21 protein-coding genes, 1 tRNA gene and 1 pseudogene are annotated in these 19,488 nt (G+C 42.5%); 9 read left to right on the top strand and 14 right to left on the bottom strand.

The window, feature by feature from the left end; genetic code table 11:
• Window positions 1-19: 19 nt before the first annotated feature.
• Entirely contained in the window at window positions 20-1,774 is a 1,755-nt protein-coding gene (locus ACMXYS_RS06045) for a pyrroloquinoline quinone-dependent dehydrogenase (RefSeq protein ID WP_415897937.1), read from the bottom strand.
• A 223-nt stretch (window positions 1,775-1,997) separates the two neighbouring features.
• Between ACMXYS_RS06045 and ACMXYS_RS06040 the strand changes: the two genes are divergently transcribed.
• The 3 genes from ACMXYS_RS06040 (at window position 1,998) to ACMXYS_RS06030 (ending at window position 4,915) form a co-directional block, all read left to right on the top strand.
• The gene (locus ACMXYS_RS06040) at window positions 1,998-3,377 is read left to right on the top strand and encodes a HAMP domain-containing sensor histidine kinase (RefSeq protein WP_415897936.1); all 1,380 of its coding nucleotides are present in this window, start codon (window positions 1,998-2,000) and stop codon (window positions 3,375-3,377) included.
• Entirely contained in the window at window positions 3,364-4,020 is a 657-nt protein-coding gene (locus ACMXYS_RS06035) for a response regulator (RefSeq protein WP_415897935.1), read from the top strand. Before ACMXYS_RS06040 ends, ACMXYS_RS06035 begins: the two co-directional genes overlap by 14 nt.
• Before the next feature lie 139 nt (window positions 4,021-4,159).
• Window positions 4,160-4,915 carry a diguanylate cyclase gene (locus ACMXYS_RS06030; RefSeq protein WP_415897934.1) on the top strand — a complete coding sequence of 252 codons (756 nt, stop codon included), beginning with the start codon at window positions 4,160-4,162 and terminating at the stop codon, window positions 4,913-4,915.
• A 55-nt stretch (window positions 4,916-4,970) separates the two neighbouring features.
• Here ACMXYS_RS06030 and ACMXYS_RS06025 read toward each other — a convergent pair.
• The 7 genes and pseudogenes from ACMXYS_RS06025 to ACMXYS_RS05995 all read right to left on the bottom strand — a co-directional run.
• Window positions 4,971-5,046 (bottom strand) — tRNA-Ala (locus ACMXYS_RS06025).
• An 80-nt stretch (window positions 5,047-5,126) separates the two neighbouring features.
• Window positions 5,127-5,654, bottom strand: coding sequence for an elongation factor P hydroxylase (locus ACMXYS_RS06020; RefSeq protein WP_415897933.1), 528 nt, complete (start codon window positions 5,652-5,654; stop codon window positions 5,127-5,129).
• 10 nt (window positions 5,655-5,664) lie between these two features.
• Window positions 5,665-6,375, bottom strand: a complete 711-nt coding sequence (locus ACMXYS_RS06015) for a hypothetical protein (protein WP_415897932.1) — start codon at window positions 6,373-6,375, stop codon at window positions 5,665-5,667.
• Between the two features lie 128 nt (window positions 6,376-6,503).
• The gene (gene soxZ / locus ACMXYS_RS06010; protein ID WP_415897931.1) at window positions 6,504-6,821 is read right to left on the bottom strand and encodes a thiosulfate oxidation carrier complex protein SoxZ; all 318 of its coding nucleotides are present in this window, start codon (window positions 6,819-6,821) and stop codon (window positions 6,504-6,506) included.
• A gap of 31 nt (window positions 6,822-6,852) precedes the next feature.
• Window positions 6,853-7,308 carry a thiosulfate oxidation carrier protein SoxY gene (gene soxY, locus ACMXYS_RS06005; RefSeq protein ID WP_415897930.1) on the bottom strand — a complete coding sequence of 152 codons (456 nt, stop codon included), beginning with the start codon at window positions 7,306-7,308 and terminating at the stop codon, window positions 6,853-6,855.
• A 148-nt stretch (window positions 7,309-7,456) separates the two neighbouring features.
• Window positions 7,457-7,786 carry a CZB domain-containing protein gene (locus tag ACMXYS_RS06000; RefSeq protein WP_415898235.1) on the bottom strand — a complete coding sequence of 110 codons (330 nt, stop codon included), beginning with the start codon at window positions 7,784-7,786 and terminating at the stop codon, window positions 7,457-7,459.
• 108 nt (window positions 7,787-7,894) lie between these two features.
• Window positions 7,895-8,551, bottom strand: a pseudogene (locus ACMXYS_RS05995) (methyl-accepting chemotaxis protein); the annotation flags it as partial.
• 355 nt (window positions 8,552-8,906) lie between these two features.
• Here ACMXYS_RS05995 and ACMXYS_RS05990 point away from each other — a divergent pair.
• On the top strand, window positions 8,907-9,395 hold the full coding sequence (locus ACMXYS_RS05990) for a hypothetical protein (protein WP_415893971.1): 489 nt from the start codon (window positions 8,907-8,909) through the stop codon (window positions 9,393-9,395).
• Between the two features lie 211 nt (window positions 9,396-9,606).
• Window positions 9,607-10,617 carry an NAD(P)/FAD-dependent oxidoreductase gene (locus ACMXYS_RS05985; RefSeq protein ID WP_415897929.1) on the top strand — a complete coding sequence of 337 codons (1,011 nt, stop codon included), beginning with the start codon at window positions 9,607-9,609 and terminating at the stop codon, window positions 10,615-10,617.
• Here the strand turns inward: ACMXYS_RS05985 and ACMXYS_RS05980 are convergent.
• Window positions 10,607-11,074, bottom strand: a complete 468-nt coding sequence (locus ACMXYS_RS05980; protein ID WP_415898234.1) for a DUF3833 family protein — start codon at window positions 11,072-11,074, stop codon at window positions 10,607-10,609. The genes ACMXYS_RS05985 and ACMXYS_RS05980 overlap by 11 nt on opposite strands.
• 126 nt (window positions 11,075-11,200) lie before the next feature.
• Between ACMXYS_RS05980 and folE the strand changes: the two genes are divergently transcribed.
• Complete coding sequence (gene folE, locus ACMXYS_RS05975; RefSeq protein ID WP_415897928.1) at window positions 11,201-11,839, top strand: GTP cyclohydrolase I FolE; 639 nt, start codon at window positions 11,201-11,203, stop codon at window positions 11,837-11,839.
• 85 nt (window positions 11,840-11,924) lie between these two features.
• On the opposite strand, the gene ACMXYS_RS05970 is transcribed toward folE, so the two are convergent.
• The 5 genes from ACMXYS_RS05970 to ACMXYS_RS05950 are packed head-to-tail and all read right to left on the bottom strand — an operon-like array spanning window position 11,925 to window position 15,877.
• On the bottom strand, window positions 11,925-12,161 hold the full coding sequence (locus ACMXYS_RS05970; protein ID WP_415897927.1) for a TIGR02450 family Trp-rich protein: 237 nt from the start codon (window positions 12,159-12,161) through the stop codon (window positions 11,925-11,927).
• 12 nt (window positions 12,162-12,173) lie between these two features.
• Window positions 12,174-13,577, bottom strand: coding sequence for a cryptochrome/photolyase family protein (locus ACMXYS_RS05965; RefSeq protein ID WP_415897926.1), 1,404 nt, complete (start codon window positions 13,575-13,577; stop codon window positions 12,174-12,176).
• A gap of 43 nt (window positions 13,578-13,620) precedes the next feature.
• Window positions 13,621-14,586, bottom strand: a complete 966-nt coding sequence (locus ACMXYS_RS05960; protein ID WP_415897925.1) for a YbgA family protein — start codon at window positions 14,584-14,586, stop codon at window positions 13,621-13,623.
• Window positions 14,587-14,621: 35 nt separating this feature from the next.
• The gene (locus ACMXYS_RS05955) at window positions 14,622-15,284 is read right to left on the bottom strand and encodes a ChrR family anti-sigma-E factor (protein ID WP_415897924.1); all 663 of its coding nucleotides are present in this window, start codon (window positions 15,282-15,284) and stop codon (window positions 14,622-14,624) included.
• Window positions 15,281-15,877 carry a sigma-70 family RNA polymerase sigma factor gene (locus tag ACMXYS_RS05950; RefSeq protein WP_415897923.1) on the bottom strand — a complete coding sequence of 199 codons (597 nt, stop codon included), beginning with the start codon at window positions 15,875-15,877 and terminating at the stop codon, window positions 15,281-15,283. The genes ACMXYS_RS05955 and ACMXYS_RS05950 overlap by 4 nt, the downstream gene beginning before the upstream one ends.
• Before the next feature lie 189 nt (window positions 15,878-16,066).
• On the opposite strand from ACMXYS_RS05950, the gene ACMXYS_RS05945 reads away from it, so the two are divergent.
• Genes ACMXYS_RS05945 through ACMXYS_RS05935 form a run of 3 tightly spaced genes read left to right on the top strand, consistent with a single transcriptional unit; the run spans window position 16,067 to window position 19,467 of the window.
• Window positions 16,067-17,443 carry an NAD(P)/FAD-dependent oxidoreductase gene (locus tag ACMXYS_RS05945; protein ID WP_415897922.1) on the top strand — a complete coding sequence of 459 codons (1,377 nt, stop codon included), beginning with the start codon at window positions 16,067-16,069 and terminating at the stop codon, window positions 17,441-17,443.
• A complete protein-coding gene (locus ACMXYS_RS05940; protein WP_415897921.1) occupies window positions 17,436-18,248 on the top strand; it encodes a DUF1365 domain-containing protein in 813 nt (270 codons plus the stop codon). Before ACMXYS_RS05945 ends, ACMXYS_RS05940 begins: the two co-directional genes overlap by 8 nt.
• A complete protein-coding gene (locus ACMXYS_RS05935) occupies window positions 18,235-19,467 on the top strand; it encodes a class I SAM-dependent methyltransferase (protein ID WP_415897920.1) in 1,233 nt (410 codons plus the stop codon). The genes ACMXYS_RS05940 and ACMXYS_RS05935 overlap by 14 nt, the downstream gene beginning before the upstream one ends.
• Window positions 19,468-19,488: the final 21 nt, after the last annotated feature.

The following is a 19,488-nucleotide window of genomic DNA, read 5'->3' as shown; positions in this document are numbered from 1 at the left end:
GATATCTAATACTACTAATTTATTTAGCTGCTCGAGGCAAACTAAATACCAACAAACTATCCCCTGTGGGGTAGCCTGCGATTCTATTTCCGCCTGCTGCAACGGCAATGTACTGAAGACCATTGTGGCTATAACTTACCGGCGGCGCATTAACACCATAGGACTGTTTATAGCTCCAAAGCTTTTCGCCTGTCGTAGCATCTACCGCAAAAAACTCACCATCACCCTCACCACTGAAAACTAAATCACCGGCTGTTGCCAAAGTTCCACCTAGCATGGGCAAACGCGTTTTGTGCTGCCAGCTCAACTTACCGGTTTTTAAGTCGACCGCCGTTAAGGTTCCATAACGTTGCTTCTCATCGAACTCAAAATAGCTATAGGTTTGCCAAGGTAACTCTGAATTCAGTTTTAAAGGTTTGCGGTAATAAGTTGCTGGCATGTGAATACCTGCAATATAGACTTGCTGCTTATCTGGATTGACTGATACTGGAGACCAATTGCTACCACCTGCGATACCCGGAGCAATAGTTACCCCCTCCTCAGTTGGATCAGCAAATAAGTTAATTTGAGGCACAAATGGGTCGGATTTAAACAGCAGCTCACCGGTTTCTCGGTTAAGCACATAGAACCAGCCGGTTTTTCCCGCTTGCCCTACTGCTTTTACAGTTTTGCCTGCCACAACGGTATCAAATAATACTGGAGGGCTGGAAACATCGTATCCCCAACGATCATGTGGCACTTGCTGGAAGGCCCATTTAAGCTCTCCATTTTTACTATCAATCGCCACAATACTCGAGGTATGCAGGTTATCACCCGGTCGAGTTGAACTGTCCATATTAGGTGCAGGGTTGCCAGTACCCGCAAACAACCAACCGGTTTCTTCATCTATGGCTGGCGTGGTCCATATAGACCCACCACCGAGTTTCCAATTATGTTTAAATCTTTGAGCAGCCGCTTTTTCCGCTGCAATATCACGATTAAGCGTTAAACCACTTGTCGTGGTTTCTTGCCAATCACCCACCCAGTGCTCACCATTAACACTGTACCAACGCCACAACTCCTTACCCGTCTCCATATCAAATGCAGATAGAAAACCACGTAATCCCGTCCGACCATCTCCAATACCAACAACCCTTAACCCTTTTTCAGTATCAAGATGTAAACCATACCCAGCCCCAGTACTACCGACGATTACCATATCCTTGTAAATCTGAGGGGCCATATTGAAACTATGGCTTGTACCACCAGTAATCTTTACGTCTCCACCAAGATCCATCCCCTGTAACAACCCATCGACGCTTTCTTGAACGGAGAGTTCTAAGTCTTCGACTTTGTTCTGCCAAACCAATTCGCCCGTGGTTTGATCTAATGCGATCAGCTGTCCATCTATAGTTGCCTGAAAAACCTTGCCTTTAGCTACAGCCACACCTCTATTTGCTGGCCCACAGCAACTTTTCTTTTTCGGTTTGGGATGTTCATAACGCCACACCTGTTCGCCAGTTCCTGCATCCAGCGCGACGACATGATTGAAAGGAGTCGATAAATAAAGATGATCACCGACTTTTATAGGGCTCGCCTGAAAGCTCGCTTTAATACCGCTATCAAACTTCCAAGCCAACTGAAGTTTGTCTACATTGCCTCGGTTAACTTCTTTAAGAGAACTAAAGCGCTGATTGTCCAAACCATTACCATAGGTTGCCCAATCATCGGCAAATACGACTTGGGATAAAACACTCCCAAGCATTAATCCTAAAAGCTGGTTTGGCACTCGCATAAGTGGTTCCTTGATACGTATGATGTTATATAAATCGATCAAAGTAAGATCGACTTTGATTACTTAAGCATAGAACTAAACTAACTTTTCCTTTTAAAAATCAACAGCGTGAACTTGACCACAAAAGGCGGGTTTATTGCCCGATACACAAACAGGTTATCTACCTACAATATTAAACATTCTTTCAAGGCATAGATTCCAAAGACAAAGATTCTGTTTACTGATGAAGTCAATAAAACTTAACTTTCTGCTAATTTCTCTTGTTGCTATTTCGGGAATGGCTGCGTTACTTATCTCTGCATTTATAGCTTTATATAAAACAGATGCAGACTCACGAAAACATGCTCAAGAGATATCCGCCATCGTAAAGCAACAACTCGAGTTTCAGGTTTTAAAAGTTCAAAACGATGTAATGGCGCCAGAACACTTCCCAGACTTTTTCCTGTGGAAGCACTCTGCTGGCTTCACTGGGTTCTGCGTTTCCTTTGAAACAGATACAGGTGAGGTAGCGCGTAGTCTCTGTACAGGTGATTACACTGAAGATGAATGGCCTTTATGGTTTGAAAACTTCTACCTAGCACTGTTCACTTCAGCAGAGGAAACACGTTCCAGAATAACCTCAAAAATTGGTATTGAAGGTGACATTGTTGTTTCTCCCAGCAAGCCAATTTTGTTGCACAATGCCTGGAATAACATCATGACGCTGATGGAGTTTTCTATCATTGTCGTCGGAATTCTTAGCTTGCTGCTCTATCTATGCCTTCACTGTATTTTAAAGCCGGTCAAAAAAACCCAGCGGGTATTGAATGAGATGCAGAAAGGCAACTTAAGTGCTCAAGTTCCTCCCTCTCATATCAAAGAGTGGCAAGAAACCGCGACCGCGATAAATAACTTAGCTGTCAGCCTTAAAGATACCATAGATGACCGAAAAGAACTCTCATACAAGCTCCTCAACATTCAAGAGAATGAACGACGCTATCTCTGTCGAGAGTTGCATGATGATATGGGGCAATACCTAACAGGACTCAGAGCAATCTCTCATTTCCTGCAACTGGAAGTCGATAGCCAATGCCCAGAGCTTTCGCCCAAAGTTAAACAGGTAAATACGATCTCTGAAGAGATGATGGAGCTGGTGAAAGACTTACTATTTCGTTTAAGACCTGCAGACTTAGATGAGCTCGGTATCTCTGAAAACTTAAAATCAATGATCCAAGACTGGAATACCAAGCACTTCGATAAAAACTGCTCGATCACTTTAGAGGGTGAAATCAACAGTATTCCAGCAGCGATAGCCGTAAATATCCTAAGGACTATTCAAGAGTGTTTAACCAATATTGTTAAACACGCCTCTGCCAGTGCTGCAGAAGTACATCTAACTTACTACCCAACAGATCATAAATATCTAACGTTAACGATCCAAGATAATGGCAATATGACTCAGCCTGAGCCTCTAATTAAACCGGGGAATGGTTTATTAGGTATCAAAGAGCGGATTAATGCGCTTAATGGCGAATTAGAGCTGAGCAAATCACCATTAGGCGGACTCAAAATAGCAGCGAGTATTCCTGTCTGCGAAATTAAGGGATCCAATGAGCACAGTTAATATTCTTCTAGTAGATGACCACGCAATTGTCCGCGAAGGCTATAGAGCCCTTCTAAACCGCGAACCCAATTTTCACATTATCGCTGAAGCGGGATCTGGTGAAGAAGCCTATTCCCTCTACCAACAACATTCGCCTGACCTCGTTCTTTTAGATCTTTCTTTGCCGGGGAAAGGTGGTTTAGCGACCCTTTTACAAATCCGTCAGTATGACCCTAAAGCCCAAGTTCTGATCTTTAGCATGCATCAGAACCCAGCAATGGCTAAGAAAGCCGTGGATGCCGGTTCGCGTGGTTACATCACTAAGAGCAGTGCTCCTGAATTACTAATACAGGCGATCAAAGATATTACACATGGTCAGTTAGCCATCAGCGATGATGTTTCACGTGCATTGGCGCTAGAAAGCCTTCAAGGTGAAGCCGTTATCCTTAGTAAACTATCAACTCGAGAGTTTGAAATTCTTCGAATGATGATTGCCGGTAAAACAAAAGATGAAGTGGCTGAGACACTTTGCATTAGCGCCAAAACTGTCGCCAACAGTTACTACATCATCAAAAGTAAACTTGAAGTCAAAACCGATATTGAGTTGATCCATACCGCTATTCAAGCAGGTATGCTCTCTCCATCGGAGTTAATACCTGTTTAATAACATGCATTGAGCCCGCTCAATAAAATTCATTCTAAAAGACCCCATAGTCTGCGTATATTTACGTATATACCCTGTAGTATTCAGTTACTACGATGTTAACAAGCCACATCTTTTTTTGATTGTATAAGGAAGGTAAATGCGATTAGTAGTCAGACGCTTAGGCCGAGTCAAACTAATGCTGATTATTACTGCGATCTCTGTCGTGATGGCTGTCATTTTAAATTTATTGATCTCTTATATTTTCAATTATCAAACACCTTTAACACAAAGCATGTTGAGGGCTGCAATAATTCCATTGATCATTGCGCCTGTTGTCTCTTGGTATCTGTTAGGACTGCTTCTGGACCTAGATAAACTAGAAGAAGAAATGAATAAATTAGCAACCTACGATGATCTGACTGGTTTATATAATCGCCGTGCCCTTTTCAAATCTTGCCACCTTCTTCATCGCCTAACAGTACGTACTAAAGAAACCTACTGTGTCGTTATCATTGATCTGGATTTTTTCAAAAAGATTAATGATAAATATGGCCACGCAGCCGGTGATACAGTTCTCAAATCTTTCGGAGCCATACTAAAAAAGGTAACAAGAGATTGCGATATTGCTGGCCGATTAGGTGGTGAAGAGTTTTGTATTTATCTAAGTAATACTCAACAGGACCAAGTAGGCCCCATAGTTGAGCGCTTAAATGATGAGATACAAAATAACTTACCAAAGTGCGATGGCACGCAGATCAATTACACCATCAGTTTAGGTGTAGCAGAGAATAAACCTGACTTAGAAATGAGCTTTGAAGATATCCTCAATAAAGCAGATATAGCATTATATGCGGCTAAGAATAGCGGCAGAAATAGGATGTTGATATACAGTGATGAGCTGGGGAACAAATAATCTTGGGTTAGAAAGCGTAGCAGGGACAAATAAATAATCTGGGAGTACTAAATAATGGTGGAGCCTAGCGGGATCGAACCGCTGACCTGTTCGCTGCCAGCGAACCGCTCTCCCAGCTGAGCTAAGGCCCCAATCGAAGGTTTCCTATCTTAATTCTGTTCAAAAGCAGAGTCAATTTCGAACTACTTAAAACGACATAACCTTTAGATATTTATAGAGAAAAGTCACTCGGACATAGCTTCTCTCTGCCGCTTTGCTTGAGTAGCGCGTCAACCAAAATACCCACCCGCTCAGGCAACCCATTGTCCAACAAGCCGTGTACGGTTTCGAGGACATTGGTTTTAAAACTATCACTCGCGCCAATGTCAGAAGATAGGTTATCGGCACTAAAGTTAAACTTGTGCCCTGCCGCTTTTGACATTAACCATTCAAATGCTTGAGGGCGCACTTCTACTTTTTCGAATTCAGTTTGTTCATCTGCGGTTCTGCCGTCAGGCTTATACCAGTAACCAAAGTCTTCTAACTTTCGGCGTTCTGGGCCTGCGACACACCAATGGGCGATTTCATGAAGCGCACTGGCATAAAACCCATGCGCGAATATAACCCTATGATGGGGATTATCTTGATCTGCGGGTAGATAAATAGGCTCGTCATCCCCTTTAACCAATATTGTATTTAGGGATTCCTTAAAAAGCTGATTAAATAACTGAATCAGCTCATCGACATTCGGTTCTTTCACTGCTTACCTTTTAATTACTTATGTAGGGCTGCCAGGTATTTTGTTTTAACCACCATGTTTCACCACTTATGCGATTAATACGCGCAGCAACGTAACCTTTTACATCTTTATCTGCTCGACGTAGTACCACTTCATATTCGGCGGTACCTATGCGGCTGCTCTCTTCAAGTAGGTTCCATTGTCCTTTATCCGCTAACCAAGACTCGCCCGTATAACGATGGAAGCGAATTAACACCCACTGCCCTTTCGATGTATAAGCTGTGACCATTCGAAAAGCGCCATCCTGAACCTGACTCCCTAGCTCATTCGCCATCATCGTAATTTGGTCAAGTACACCATTAAAGGCATCCGGAGAGACAGGTTCACGCGGAGTAGACGTTTGTGGCTGCACGGCTAGTGCTTGTACTTCATTTGCCAGGTCTTGTAATTGCAGTGCCAGCTCCTGATTCTGTTGCTGTAACTGGCTCGATTGAGACTTAATTTGCAGAAGGTGATCCTGCACTGCAGTCATGCGATTTGCAATAATACCCAATTGATTGGAAGGCTGTTCCTGTGAAGAATTATTGGATGATTTTTCTTGCGCTTGCTGAGAAGATTGTGAAATGCTCGGCTGCCCAGCATTCGTTTCCTCGGTTTGTCCCGACTGAGACTTAACTCCTGCAGAATTACAAGCTGTCAGCACTAATACCGAAGCAACAATAAAAGCTTTTGAAAATGACACAGCGTCTCTCCTAAACAGCCGATCGAAAGACGCTATTTTACCCCATTACTCTGGAGTTGGAAGCTTGTTAAATACCAAGGGTTATTGTGACCATTTAAAATGGTTATTCAGAATATAGACCAACGCGACTATTTGATTTTTACAACTTCTGTGGCTGTTTTACCGCTGCTTTCTACCCAAGTAAAAGAAAGCTCTTCTCCTTTTACTCCACCTGAAAACGTAAACACAAAATATGGGTTTCTAGACACCGTCGGTCCTAGGTTTACGGCAAACACCTCTTTGCTGGCATGAACAACCTGAAGCTCTTGAAGGTAAAGAGCAGGAAAAAAATCACCGGTTTTGCTGTCTTTTCGAAAACCACTTTCCATGGCATGTTTTGCCATCATTTTCACTTTGGTTTTACCGGAAGAAACCTTTGTTTTAACTCTAATAATGCCCGTCGCCATAATAACTCTCCTAACGATTCCTCAGATAAACTTAACCGCAACCACCGACAGTGACGGTGACATCTTTCGCAGCGCTATAAAGTTTACCTTCAGCTTTTACCACGGCAGTGATCCGTGAACTTTGATCCATGCGGACTCGAGTAGACACGTCTGCGTCAGTGCCTTCTGGGATTTTAAACTCAACCGCTAGAGGGGATGGATTATCTTTGACATAAATGCTGATCGATTCAACATTGGCGATACTGGAACGTACAGTTACCGGGACAATTGCACCGTTTTCGGCTGTTTCAGGCGTTTTTAGGATCACATCAGCACTTTCTTTAGGCACGTCACCTAAAAGCTCTTGAATAGCGGTTTCTTGATCTTCAGCTTCAAAGGCTGCTGCTTTCCATGTAGCCAGTGCGACACGTGGCATCAAAACACCAGCCCCTATCATCGCACCGCCTAGTGAAAGCACTTTGACTATTGATCGACGATTTATGCCCATTTCATTTTCCTCAATACCTCGATCTCCTAAGAAGATCGAAAGCCATTTCACTCAACTATCACTTTAGCTTACGCAATTTCATCGCGTTGTAAAATGGCTCGAAAGAACATAAACAACCAAGTACAAAGAAACAGGCAATCAGGTAGCTTTACTGGCCTTTTGATTCCGCATTCAAACGATCAAGCAGATTTGCTACTTCAAGGCTTGCCTGCTCCATCGATGTAAGGTGGCTCGCCGCATCTCTTACTGCGCCACGTCTCACTGCAGCGGCGGCTTCTACACCGGATTTATGCAGCTTTGTATGAGGTGCTTCTAAAGCCGCAAAGCTGGAAAGGTGACTGTATTGTTCACGTCCATTGCCCATGTAATACCACTGGCCAAACCCACTGCCAGTATGATCTTCAATAGTTGATAGATCGTGAACGTTGCCGGATACAATTCTTTCATAGAGAGAATTTTTCCAACTAATTTGCTCCATCTTCAGCTTTTCAATCAGAGTATCGGCCACGGTATTCTTAATAGTTGAATGCATCATTTCAGACATCGATACCGCATCGCGAACACCTGAGGTAATTTGTGAAGCAGAAGAAACCACCTCTGTACTGAGCAGATCAACCTGAGCAATATCTTCCGATGCAGTCCCCGTTTGAGTACTGATTTGACCCACAAGATTGGCAATCTCATTACTGGCTTCGCTCGCCTTACGAGCAAGGTTACGTACTTCATCAGCTACCACAGCAAAACCACGACCGGATTCACCCGCACGCGCAGCCTCAATTGCGGCGTTTAATGCCAATAGGTTGGTCTGATCAGAGATATCGCGAATAACACCAACAAACTTTTCGATTTGATCCGACACCGTGAGTAGATCTTTAACCTGTTGATTACCATCTTGCGCGCGCTTTTGGATCACTTGTACGCGTTCCAGAATCTCTTCTACCGAACGTCGCGTCTCATCAAAAACAGAAATTTTCTCTTCAATATGCTGTTGGTCAGCGCTTAGTGAGGACGTTGTATCAGAAAGAACATCTTTGACCTGTGCTGATAATCGACTCCCCTTCACCCAGGCTTCACTAATTTCATTTTGGTGGGTGTTAGGATCTGGTTGGATATTTTCCTGCTCGTAACAGCGTTTAGTTAGCACCTGATTTTCTTCTATCAGTTGCCTGTTTTCCGCTCTTAGCTTATCGATTTCGCCTTGCAAACTTTCAATCTTAGAGTGCAATTTACCTGAAAAAAACATCCCGCCATCTCCCTATCATTTTTATTAGTTAATGCATCATATATTTTCCAAACAAACGTTTCATTACTTTATTAAGCTGTTTTTAAAAACAAGCAACGTCAGTTAAAATCCATGTAAATCAAAAGGATAAATATCAAAACGAGGATTTTTCAAGATTTCTAAAGGCCATGAACAACTGCTCAATAAAAGTACCACCGTAGAAAACGGTAGCCTGAGCATTAATAGACTCTTAATTTTTAACCTTGATAAATTACCGAGTAGGATAGAGTTTTCAGTACTTCCCCCTATCCTCACATTCAAAACTAACCTAAAATCCAATTAAGGTTTTTAGCTAGTAATAAGGTAAGGAATAACAATGGCAAACATTTCAATGACAGAAGACCAATTCCACGTATTGGTTAAAGACTTTTTTGCCAAAAAATCGGCTCGTAAACTTCTTACTCAGCAGGAAAACATCGCAATAGCAGAACGCTTAAATGAAAAGGTTAGTTTACCTTTCCTAAGTGAAGCAAAAGAACACGCGGTGCTTGTAAAGACCATTCTTAAAATTGATAACTACCTGTATGAACAGCTTCCAAACGAAATTTATGAACTGATTCATAACCTTGATGAAGGTTTCGATGATAGCGAAGCAGCTCAGTTGGCGGCTCGCCTAAGCAAACAAGCTCACGATGATATCAATCTACCGTTCCTAACAGCGCACGTTGAATACTACTCAATTACCTTCGTTCTGACCTTGCTTATTAATGCAATGCGAGAAGGCTCAAATATCGAACATGCGATTGCTGTAACACAGCACCCTCGCGTGATGTGCGATGATTTCCCTTTTCCTGACCTAATCTAATCTCTGTTTCTGGTCAACTGATCCAATCCTCCCATTCCGCCGTAACAAAGCTAAATTACAACCTGTAAACGCTTTGTTACCGGAGTGACATTAGTTTGATTTCCCAAATGCTTAATAAGCATCCATATTAATCTCACCTCCAATTCGACTCATCGAGATAATCTTTTAAAGCGTTTCTGGTGTTCATTTTCTATGATTCCGGCGAACAACTATGACAGAAACAAAACCGCATATTGCGATTATCGGTGCAGGCCTTGCAAGTACAACTCTTGCCGACGTTTTAACCTCAAATGATATTGAGGTGAGCGTTTATGAGAAAAGCAGAGGTACGGGTGGTCGTCTTTCCAGCTGTAAATTAGATGAAATGAGTGCCGATCTAGGCGCACCCTTTATCTCAACAAATAATAGTGACTTTTCTACTTGGTTAGCTGAAAGTGGCGTGTTAGAAACTTGGTCACCTATTTCAAAAAGTTTCGACGGTGAAGAACTACAATCACCAAATCTAATCACAGGTAGCTCACGCCTTAGTAGCCTAACCAGACACTTACTGGCTCACGCTAATTTTCACCCTGCGACTCGCGTTGGCTATATCTGGCCAGAACTTGACGGCTCCCAAAAAAAGGTACGTCTTCGCGATGAAAAAGGTGAATCTCTGGGTGTATTCGATGCCGCTATAGTGACAGCTCCGGCACAACAAGCAGCAACCTTATTAGAAGCTGTACCGCGCTTTTCAAATACCGCTAAAGCCATTACCCCTTCAGCCAGTTGGGTGATACTTCTTGAAACAACAGACTCACTAGATCAACCTGAACAACTTATAACAGGGCATCACCCTATTTTGAATCGCTGTATCAAAGAAAGCGCTAAACCTGGTAGGAATAATGTAAACGGCACTGCAATTTGGTCGATCGAGGCAATACCCGATTGGAGCCAAGAACATATCAACCTTCCCAAAGAGGAGATAGAAATTCTTCTCACTCAAGCGTTTGTTTCTGTAAAACCAGAGGCCAAAGTTTTATCGGTAAGACGATGTCATCGGTGGTTGTATTCCCGTCACCCAAAAACAGAGCACGGCATGCTTTGGGATGAGGCAACGCATATAGGCGCTTGTGGTGATTGGCTCCTCGGAGGAGATTTAGAGGGAGCATGGGAGAGTGCAAAAAAATTGTCTACAAAACTTATCTCTTGTCTAGGTAATAAACTTAGATCTATTAACTCTTAGAATCTTTCGAAAAGCTGATAAAGACCGTACCCAACTTAATGCCAAACTTTTTGACTACTGCTCGGTTCAATAGGACATTGTTTGGCATTAAAAACATCCAGTCATCAAATTTTACTTTATGCTGTCGACCGCCGATGTTTAACAACATGTAATAACGCCAAGTAAAACGTGCTTTGCTTTGTTTGCCTTCGGCTCTACCTAAAACATCCCCTGCCGTTCCGCTATAAATCGCATTTTGCTCACGATTAATTACCCAAGTACGGTTTTCAAGTTCTCCATCTTCGTAAAAGAAATCTTCTTCTAATGTGAGCTGATCGCCCGTCACAGTACCCTTTATCGCGACAGTAAATAATCTACGAACGCTGCCAAAGCGATCCTCAAATAACCCATAGGCCATTGTTTCACCTTGAAAATATTCAAAAAGATCGAGTTCATCACGCCAATCAGTTTTATTCATCACAATAAAATTCGGTTATCTATTTACTGATCGATTACGTAAAAACCGATAGTTCAGATCATAACTGATCTAAAAAGCGATCAACCATGTATAATGCACTCCTCTAATATCAGTAAGGAATAAAACATGATCTCTGCTGAAGCAGCTGCTGTACGCGATCAACTGATCGAAAAAGGCCTAGAAACACCAACAATCGATAACGGCCTTTCACAGGAGCAAAAGTATGAGCGCATAAAAAGCTTAATGACTGAAGTTGTCGGGACACTAGGGTTAAACCTAGAAGATGACAGCCTTACAGAAACTCCCCATCGTGTGGCGAAAATGTACGTCTACGAGGTGTTTTCTGGGCTAGATTATGAAAACTTCCCTGATATGTCGATGATTGAAAATAAGATGGACCTAGAAGAGATGGTAAAAGTTAAGAACATCAGTGTTCTTAGCTCTTGTGAACACCATTTTGTTACCATCGATGGTACGGCCAAAGTGGCTTATATCCCTAAAGATAAAATAATAGGTCTGTCTAAGATTAACCGCCTTGTTCGCTTCTTTAGTCAGCGTCCGCAAGTGCAAGAACGTCTAACTAAACAGATCCTTATTGCACTTCAAACCCTATTAGAAACAGACAACGTCGCTGTATCGATCAATGCCACCCATTACTGTGTTAAGTCTCGCGGTGTAATGGACGTTAACTCTCAGACAGAAACGACTGCATTAGGCGGGATATTCAAATCTAATGCTCGTACACGCGCAGAGTTTTTAACTTAAAGCACATTCGGCGTTAGCTATACCATTAGCTAATGCCGCATTTTTCAAAACCAACGTGCATCAATTTTTCCCGCTTTGGATTCCCTTATTTCCAACCCAATCGCCAAACCTCGGCATTTTTTAGATCTTTCCAATCGATCTGCATTTGATATTTATCAATCACTGCTTCAATCATACAACCTGTAACTTCTTCAGTGCCTGGATCACGCAGCAATTCAATTACGATAAAGTGCTTCCGTTTATTGATAGGTTCAGTAGCTGTCCATTTAGACAGCAGTAATTTTTTAGGATTAATTTGATTTCTCTTAGGTGAAAAAGCCATTCAGAATGACCTCTACTTCGCGTTATAGGCGTCTAAGCTAAAACGGCGCTCTTGGGCATAGTCCACTATAGGTTGAGACCTATTGCACTTCGCACTGATTAACGGATCATGTTGTTGGATGGCGTTATACCCTTCTAAATCCGGTAACCACTGAGCAATATACTTACCCTCTTTATCGAAGCGTTCAGCCTGTCTCATAGGGTTAAAGATGCGGAAATAAGGCGCTGCATCAGCTCCAACTGAAGCACTCCATTGCCAACCACCTAAGTTTGAAGCAAAGTCCCCATCAATCAGATGCTGCATAAAGTAACGCGCACCTAGACGCCAATCTTGACGCAATATTTTGGTTAGAAAGGAAGCCGTTATCATACGAACTCGGTTGTGCATCCAACCCGTTTGATTCAATTGCTTCATACCGGCATCAACAATGGCGTAGCCTGTTTCGCCCCGACACCATGCTTGAAACAAATGCTGATCGAACGACCACTCTAATTTGCTTTCTATTTCAGGTTTAAAGGGTAACCAACGATTCATCTCGGGAAACTGCACAATTAAATGGCGGTAAAACTCTCGCCAAATCAGTTCAGTCACCCATTGATTATCTAACCAATCCGGATCATCAGAATAGGTCTGAATGGCCGTTAAGCATTGCCGTGTGGAGATAACTCCTTGAGCCAAATATGGCGATAAAGAAGATGTCCCCGTAATGCTAGGAATATCTCTATGGTCAGGATAAGGCACTAACTTTGAATGGATAAACTGATACAAGCATTTATATGCTGCTTCACTTCCCGCAGGCCAGAAAGATTCTTGCCAATCAGCGCCTAACTCCAAACAGTAACCTACTTCTGTAGGTACCTCAGAAGGCTTTATCTCAAGTTTTTTCTGTTGTTTTGGTTGTGGCAGAGCCTCAACCCACTCTGCTGAGAACTTTCTACGCCAAGCACGACTAAAAGGGGTAAACACCTTAAACGGCTGCCCTTGCTGGGTAAGGATAGAACCTGGGGTAAATATAAGATCGCTGTCGCAGGCCTGTGCCGGAATACCCTCCGTCACAAAACTATCCATAACCGCAGCATCGCGCTTTTGTTCGAATTCGGGGTACTCACGATTGAAAAATAGTTCTGATACACCGTGCTGTTTAGCTAAATTCAGTAAAACAGCAGGAAGCTCTTTATTGGTGGGTGCTCTAACAATAACAAGGGGGATATTCAGAGCTTTGAGTTGATCACTCAGCTTAGATAGGTTGGCTAAGTAAAACTGAATTTTTGCTTTGGATTCATCCTGTAGCTGCCACTGTTTCGTTGTGATAGCTACAACAGCTAGAACGCCCTCACCATTACTTTGTTTACAAGCATGATAAAGGGCGTGATGGTCTCCTGTCCTTAAATCGTTGCGAAACCAAACCAGCTTCATATAGTTTTCGCCTTTACACTATAGATCATTTTTGAATTGTCGATCAAATATAATTTCTTAAGCCCAGTTCATGAGGATATGGGTCTAAGTAAGCCTGGGTTTGGATGTATTCACTGCCGAAACGCTTTAGGTAATGTTTTAGCAGAGCAAGAGGCACAACTAAGTTAACCTCTTCCTTTCGATACTGCTCTATCGCTTCAAGAAGATCTTGCTTAGTTTCGGTATCAATATCTCTTTTGAGGTAACCCATAATATGCATCAACGCGTTTGTGTGAGTTTTTCGACTCGCGCGTTTTTTTAGATGGGTCATTAGCTCTAGAATATAAGTCTCTAATACCTCTTCCAAAGGCAACTGAGAAGCTTCAGTAGCAAGATATTTACCTAATACCTTATAACCTTCATAGCTGTGAGCCATTAATTGATATTTGTGACGGCTATGGAACTGAATCACTTCATGTAACGACGGAGCCAACATGACCTCTTTTTGCCAGCTGAAATAGACAAATACTCGAGTGATGAAATTTTCTCGCAGTACAGGGTCATTTAAACGTCCCTCTTCTTCCACAGGCAGTGCAGGATTTCGCTTCATAAATTCATCAGCATAAGCACCACTTCCAGCCACATTTGGCATACCATTTTCGTGGTACACCTTTACACGCTCCATCCCACAGCTTGGTGAACCTTGCATAAGGATATAGCCGCAAAGGTTTTGATTGTTATCACTTACCTCAGCAGCATAAGCCTTAAGTGGCTCTGTCACATCCAAAGAGGGATCTTTCGTACCCAAAACCCGCGGGGATTCAGCATCGCCCACCAGCCTTATAGGCTCTCGAGGAGTACTCAGCCCAATCGAAACCTCGGGACAAAAGGGTTTAAACTCAAAACATTCACTTAGGACATTGAGGCAATATTTGGAGCGTTTATGCCCTCCATCATATCGAACCTTGTGCCCTAATAAACAAGCACTTACACCAACTGGGATCAATTCATTCAAAGTTACTGTATTCATTGTTTATCCCTCAACGCTAAGTCGACATAATCTCTTTAAAAACCTGTAATAGGCTGAACCAACTTGCCCAATAATGTGCTGAATTTAAGCGGTGCATCAGTCGCAATCAGGCAGATGCAATCTTCATCACTATCCACTAAAGGTTGGTGCTCAATTTCGCTATCAAGGTCCGCAATATCACCCGCGGTAAAACGCCCCACTTCATCGCTGAAAGACCCTTTTAACACTAAGGTCAGTTCATTACCGTCATGAGTATGTGCCAGCATGGATTTACCCGGCGCTATACGTAGTAATCGTGAGACACCACCACGTTCGCTCTTACAAGGTAGATCATGATAGTAGACACCAGGAACAATGCGTTTCCATTCAATGTTCTCAAGCTTGTCGCCAATGTAATCAGCGAGAGGCGCTGGCACATCAGAATCGATCGATTTAGCAGGTTTGCTACAGGTGAATTCTACGCCTATATCCTCTTCATCTAGCATAGCCAGTACTTGGTTAAGGGATGAATCATCAATTGTTGCAGGCTCAAGGCTTTCTAGAAGCATGCCACCTATCGCTTCGGACTTTTGTGCACGTTCACGACATTCAGGGCACATAGAGAGATGGCAAGCAGCAACCAAAGCCATTGATTGAGACATTGAGCCAGCCGCGTAACTAACGAGGGTAGCTTCATCTAGGTGATGTTTAATGTTCATACATCATCCCTCCACATTACTCTTAATTTTTCAGATGCTAATCGAATTCTGGATTTAACACTGCCTAGAGGTATTCCCAAGCGGTCAGCAATTTCAGAGTGAGACCGCCCTTCATAGAAGGACATGTAAATAACTTGAGCCTGGAGCTCCGGCAGTTTATTGATGGAAGCATGCATACGCGCAGATAGAACTACATCAGTACAAGTATCTTGTGACTCGTCGGCTTCTTCATGCCACTCATCCAGAGAATACTCTGGATATTTCTGCTTACGCATCCAGTCGATACTTTGATTTCTAGCTAATGTAAAAATCCAAGTACTGGCTGCTGCTTTCGACTTTTGATACATGTGCGCTTTACGCCATACAGAGGCCATCGTTTCCTGCATCAATTCTTCTGCGGTGCTTTCTACCAAACCTAATCGAATAATGTAGGCTTTGATCTTAGGAGCGAAATGTTTGAACAGTTGCACAAACAGAGCTTTGTCTTTGGTTTCACCGAGCGACATTAATAAACTACTCCAATCTTGAGTAGTTTCCGGCTGCGGCATAGCAACAACTTTTTCCACGTCTTCACCTGGCGGTTTGTTTTCCATATGACTCCTTACGTGTACTCGCCTGAACCGGATCACCTTTAAGTATTCTTAAATACAATTTTTTTGCATTTAATAACTAAACCTAGTGATCTCAATACATTATGTGTGCGTATTAGTTACTGCAGATAACAATTAAACCTGTACAAACCTAACTATAAAACACATATTCAGTAACAACGGACTAGATAGATGAAAATTTCAGCCATGCGCCCCAAAAAGATTGCGATTGTTGGTTCCGGCATCTCCGGATTAAGTTGTGCATGGCTTCTTAATAAAGTTCACGACGTCACCTTATACGAGAAAGATGACCGTTTGGGCGGCCACTCAAATACCGTCTCCTTTGAACACAATAACCAATCTATCGATGTTGATACTGGCTTTATTGTATTTAACCCTGTGAACTACCCTAACCTAGTTGAGTTTTTCAAAACGCTAGATGTTAAAACCTGCGAAACAGATATGTCATTCGCGGTTTCAATCAATAAAGGTCAATTAGAATATTCTGGTACCGGTTTATCTGGTTTGCTTGCTCAGAGGAGCAATATTTTCAAACCGTCCTTTTGGAAGATGATCAGCGAAGTGATGCACTTCTACCGCAATTCGGAAGCTTTATCTAAACAACATAATTTAGATGAAATGACCTTAGGCGACCTACTTACTCAAGAAGGCTACAGCAAACACTTCATATACGATCATCTATTACCTATGGGTGCGGCGATTTGGTCTACTCCAGTTGAGCAGATGCTTAATTACCCAGCGAGTTGCTTCATGCGTTTTTGCCGCAACCATGGTCTAGTTCAACTGAGTAATCGCCCACAATGGCGAACGGTTATTGGCGGTAGTAAAAACTATGTAAATAAAATTGCTGACACCTTAGGTGGCAATATCAGAATCAACAGCCGTATCCATAAAATTATTCGTTCTGATAACTGCGTTTTTATAGAAGACCACCATGGCAAACGAGAACAGTATGATGATGTTGTTTTAGCCTGCCATTCTGATCAAGCCTTAGCATTGCTTGAATCCCCAACAGATGAAGAAAAAAGGTTATTGCAGTACTTCCCTTACCAGAGAAACAAAGCCTACCTTCACCTAGACGCCTCCCTAATGCCAAAACGAGAAAAGGTTTGGTCGAGTTGGAACTATCTGTCTGAAGGAATCAGGGATAAATCTCAGGATGTATCTGTTACCTACTGGATGAATCAGTTGCAGCCGTTGAATACAGAAACACCTATTTTCGTATCCTTAAACCCGCTAGAAGAACCGGAACCAGGATCTATTATCCGCAGTTTCTTTTATGACCACCCAGCTTTTGGCAAAGAGTCACTTCAATCTCAAAAAGAACTATGGTCATTACAAGGTAAACAAAGAACTTGGTTCTGTGGGGCCTATTTTGGTTACGGTTTCCACGAAGATGGTTTGCAAGCAGGACTAGCTGTTGCCGAAGAACTCGGTGGCATTCCTCGCCCTTGGGTGGTGAAAGATAAAAACGGCCGAATACATGTTCATGAAAGTAAGATGCACAAGGAAGATAGCACCATTGAACGAGCTGAAAGTCATGGCTAATCTGCGATCGTCACTCTACCAAGGAAAAGTGATGCATCATCGCGTGAAGCCTACAGATCATCGATTTGTGTACAGCGTCTTTTCCTTAAAAGTCGACTTAGATGAATTGGATCAACTAGACAAATTTCGATTTTTTTCAATTAACAGATTCAATCTATTCTCTTTCCAAGAACGAGATCACGGTACCAGCAAAGGAAACCTTGCCGCTGAGATTAGACAGCATCTAATCGACAGAGGGCACAGTTCTGCAACTGAACGCATTGAACTACTTTGTTATCCAAGAATTTTAGGCTTCACCTTCAATCCCCTCAGCGTTTATTTTTGTTACAACAAAGAAGATGATGTAGAGGTCATTCTTTATGAAGTCAGCAACACCTTTGGCTCTAGGCATACCTATCTCATCGAATCACAAGGCAGAGACAAAGTGATTCGGCATGGCTGCGACAAGTTAATGTACGTAAGCCCTTTTATGCCAATGGAAACCGCTTATCAATTCAGCATTACTCCACCTAACCAACATGTCTCAATCGGTATAAAACAGGTAGAACAAACGCCCACACCAGAAGAACACTCCACCGTATTTTATGCTTCATTTAAAGGTGATCGGATTCCTTTAAATGACCGTAAGCTATTGAAAATGTTCTTCCAATATCCGTTGATGACTTTAAAAGTCGTGGGCGCGATTCACTGGGAAGCACTGAAGCTTTGGCGAAAAAAACTGACCATTCAACCTCGTGATAAAAAGGTCAGTCACAGCATTAGCTGGCAAGATAAGCATGGAGTAACGCATTATGAAAGTTTATGAATCATCCAACGAGTTAACATCTAGCTCGCCTCAGCCAACTTGGTTTGAGAAAAAGCTTCTCAAATACCTTACTGCCAAGCTAAATCAATCGATTGGAACCTTAAACCTCACTTTACCTAGTGGCTACACCGAAAAAATCGGCCATGCCTTCCCTATAGCTGAGGTAAAGCTGAATAACTTCCGTCCTTTAATTCGTTTATTCTTCGGCGGCATTAATGGCTGGTCCGAAAGTTACTTGGCAGGTGATTGGGATAGTAAAGATTTAACTGCGTTGATGCAGTGGGGCCTAGCCCATGAAGACTCATTGAGTAATCTTTCTCAGGCTGGTTTTTTGATCTGCTCCCTTCACAACCTTTACCACTGGCGTCGTGATAATAGTCGCTCAGGTAGTAAGAAAAACATCGCAGCCCATTATGATCTAGGTAATGATTTCTACCAGCCTTGGCTGGATGAAAGCATGACTTACTCAGCCGCTTTATATAACTCCCAAGAAGAATCTTTGTTCGACGCTCAACAAAATAAATACGGCAGAATCATTGAGCTTTTAGACGCTAAAGAAGGTGAGCACGTCGTTGAAATTGGTTGTGGTTGGGGCGGGTTTGCTAGAAAAGCTAGCCAAGAAAACAACTTACGCGTACATGGCATCACGCTTTCGAAAGAACAGCTTAAGTGGGCGAAGAACCAGATTGCAGAAGCTGAACAAGAAGATAAGGTTCATCTCAGTTTGACAGATTACCGTGACCTCCAGCAGCAGTACGACGCGGTGGTATCTATAGAGATGTTTGAGGCGGTTGGCGAAAAGCATTGGGACACTTATTTTGAAACCTTAAAGCGTGTACTTAAACCGGGCGGCAATGCCGTCCTGCAGATCATAACTATCGATGACGAACGTTTTAATAGCTATCGCAAACAAGCGGACTTTATTCAACGCTATGTCTTCCCTGGTGGCATGCTGCCGAGTGATAAACGACTTCAAGAGAAGTTTGCTGAGCATGGCTTTACCTTAAAAACAAAACAATTGTTTGGTAAAGATTACGCTCGAACACTTCGCGAATGGTATCGTGATTTTGAAAAATCTTGGGGAGAGATTAAACATCAAGGCTTTGATGAAACCTTTTATCGTTTATGGCGCTATTACCTAGCTTACTGTGAAGGCGGTTTTGAACACGGATCTATTGATGTTGGTCTGTACGTTATCTGCCATGATGAAGAGAAATAACTTAAGAGACTCATAAGTCAT

Origin of the sequence: Neptuniibacter sp. QD57_21 (genome assembly GCF_047778075.1) — a bacterium.
GTDB lineage: Bacteria > Pseudomonadota > Gammaproteobacteria > Pseudomonadales > Balneatricaceae > Neptuniibacter.
This window is presented reverse-complemented; position numbering and strand designations above follow the sequence as displayed.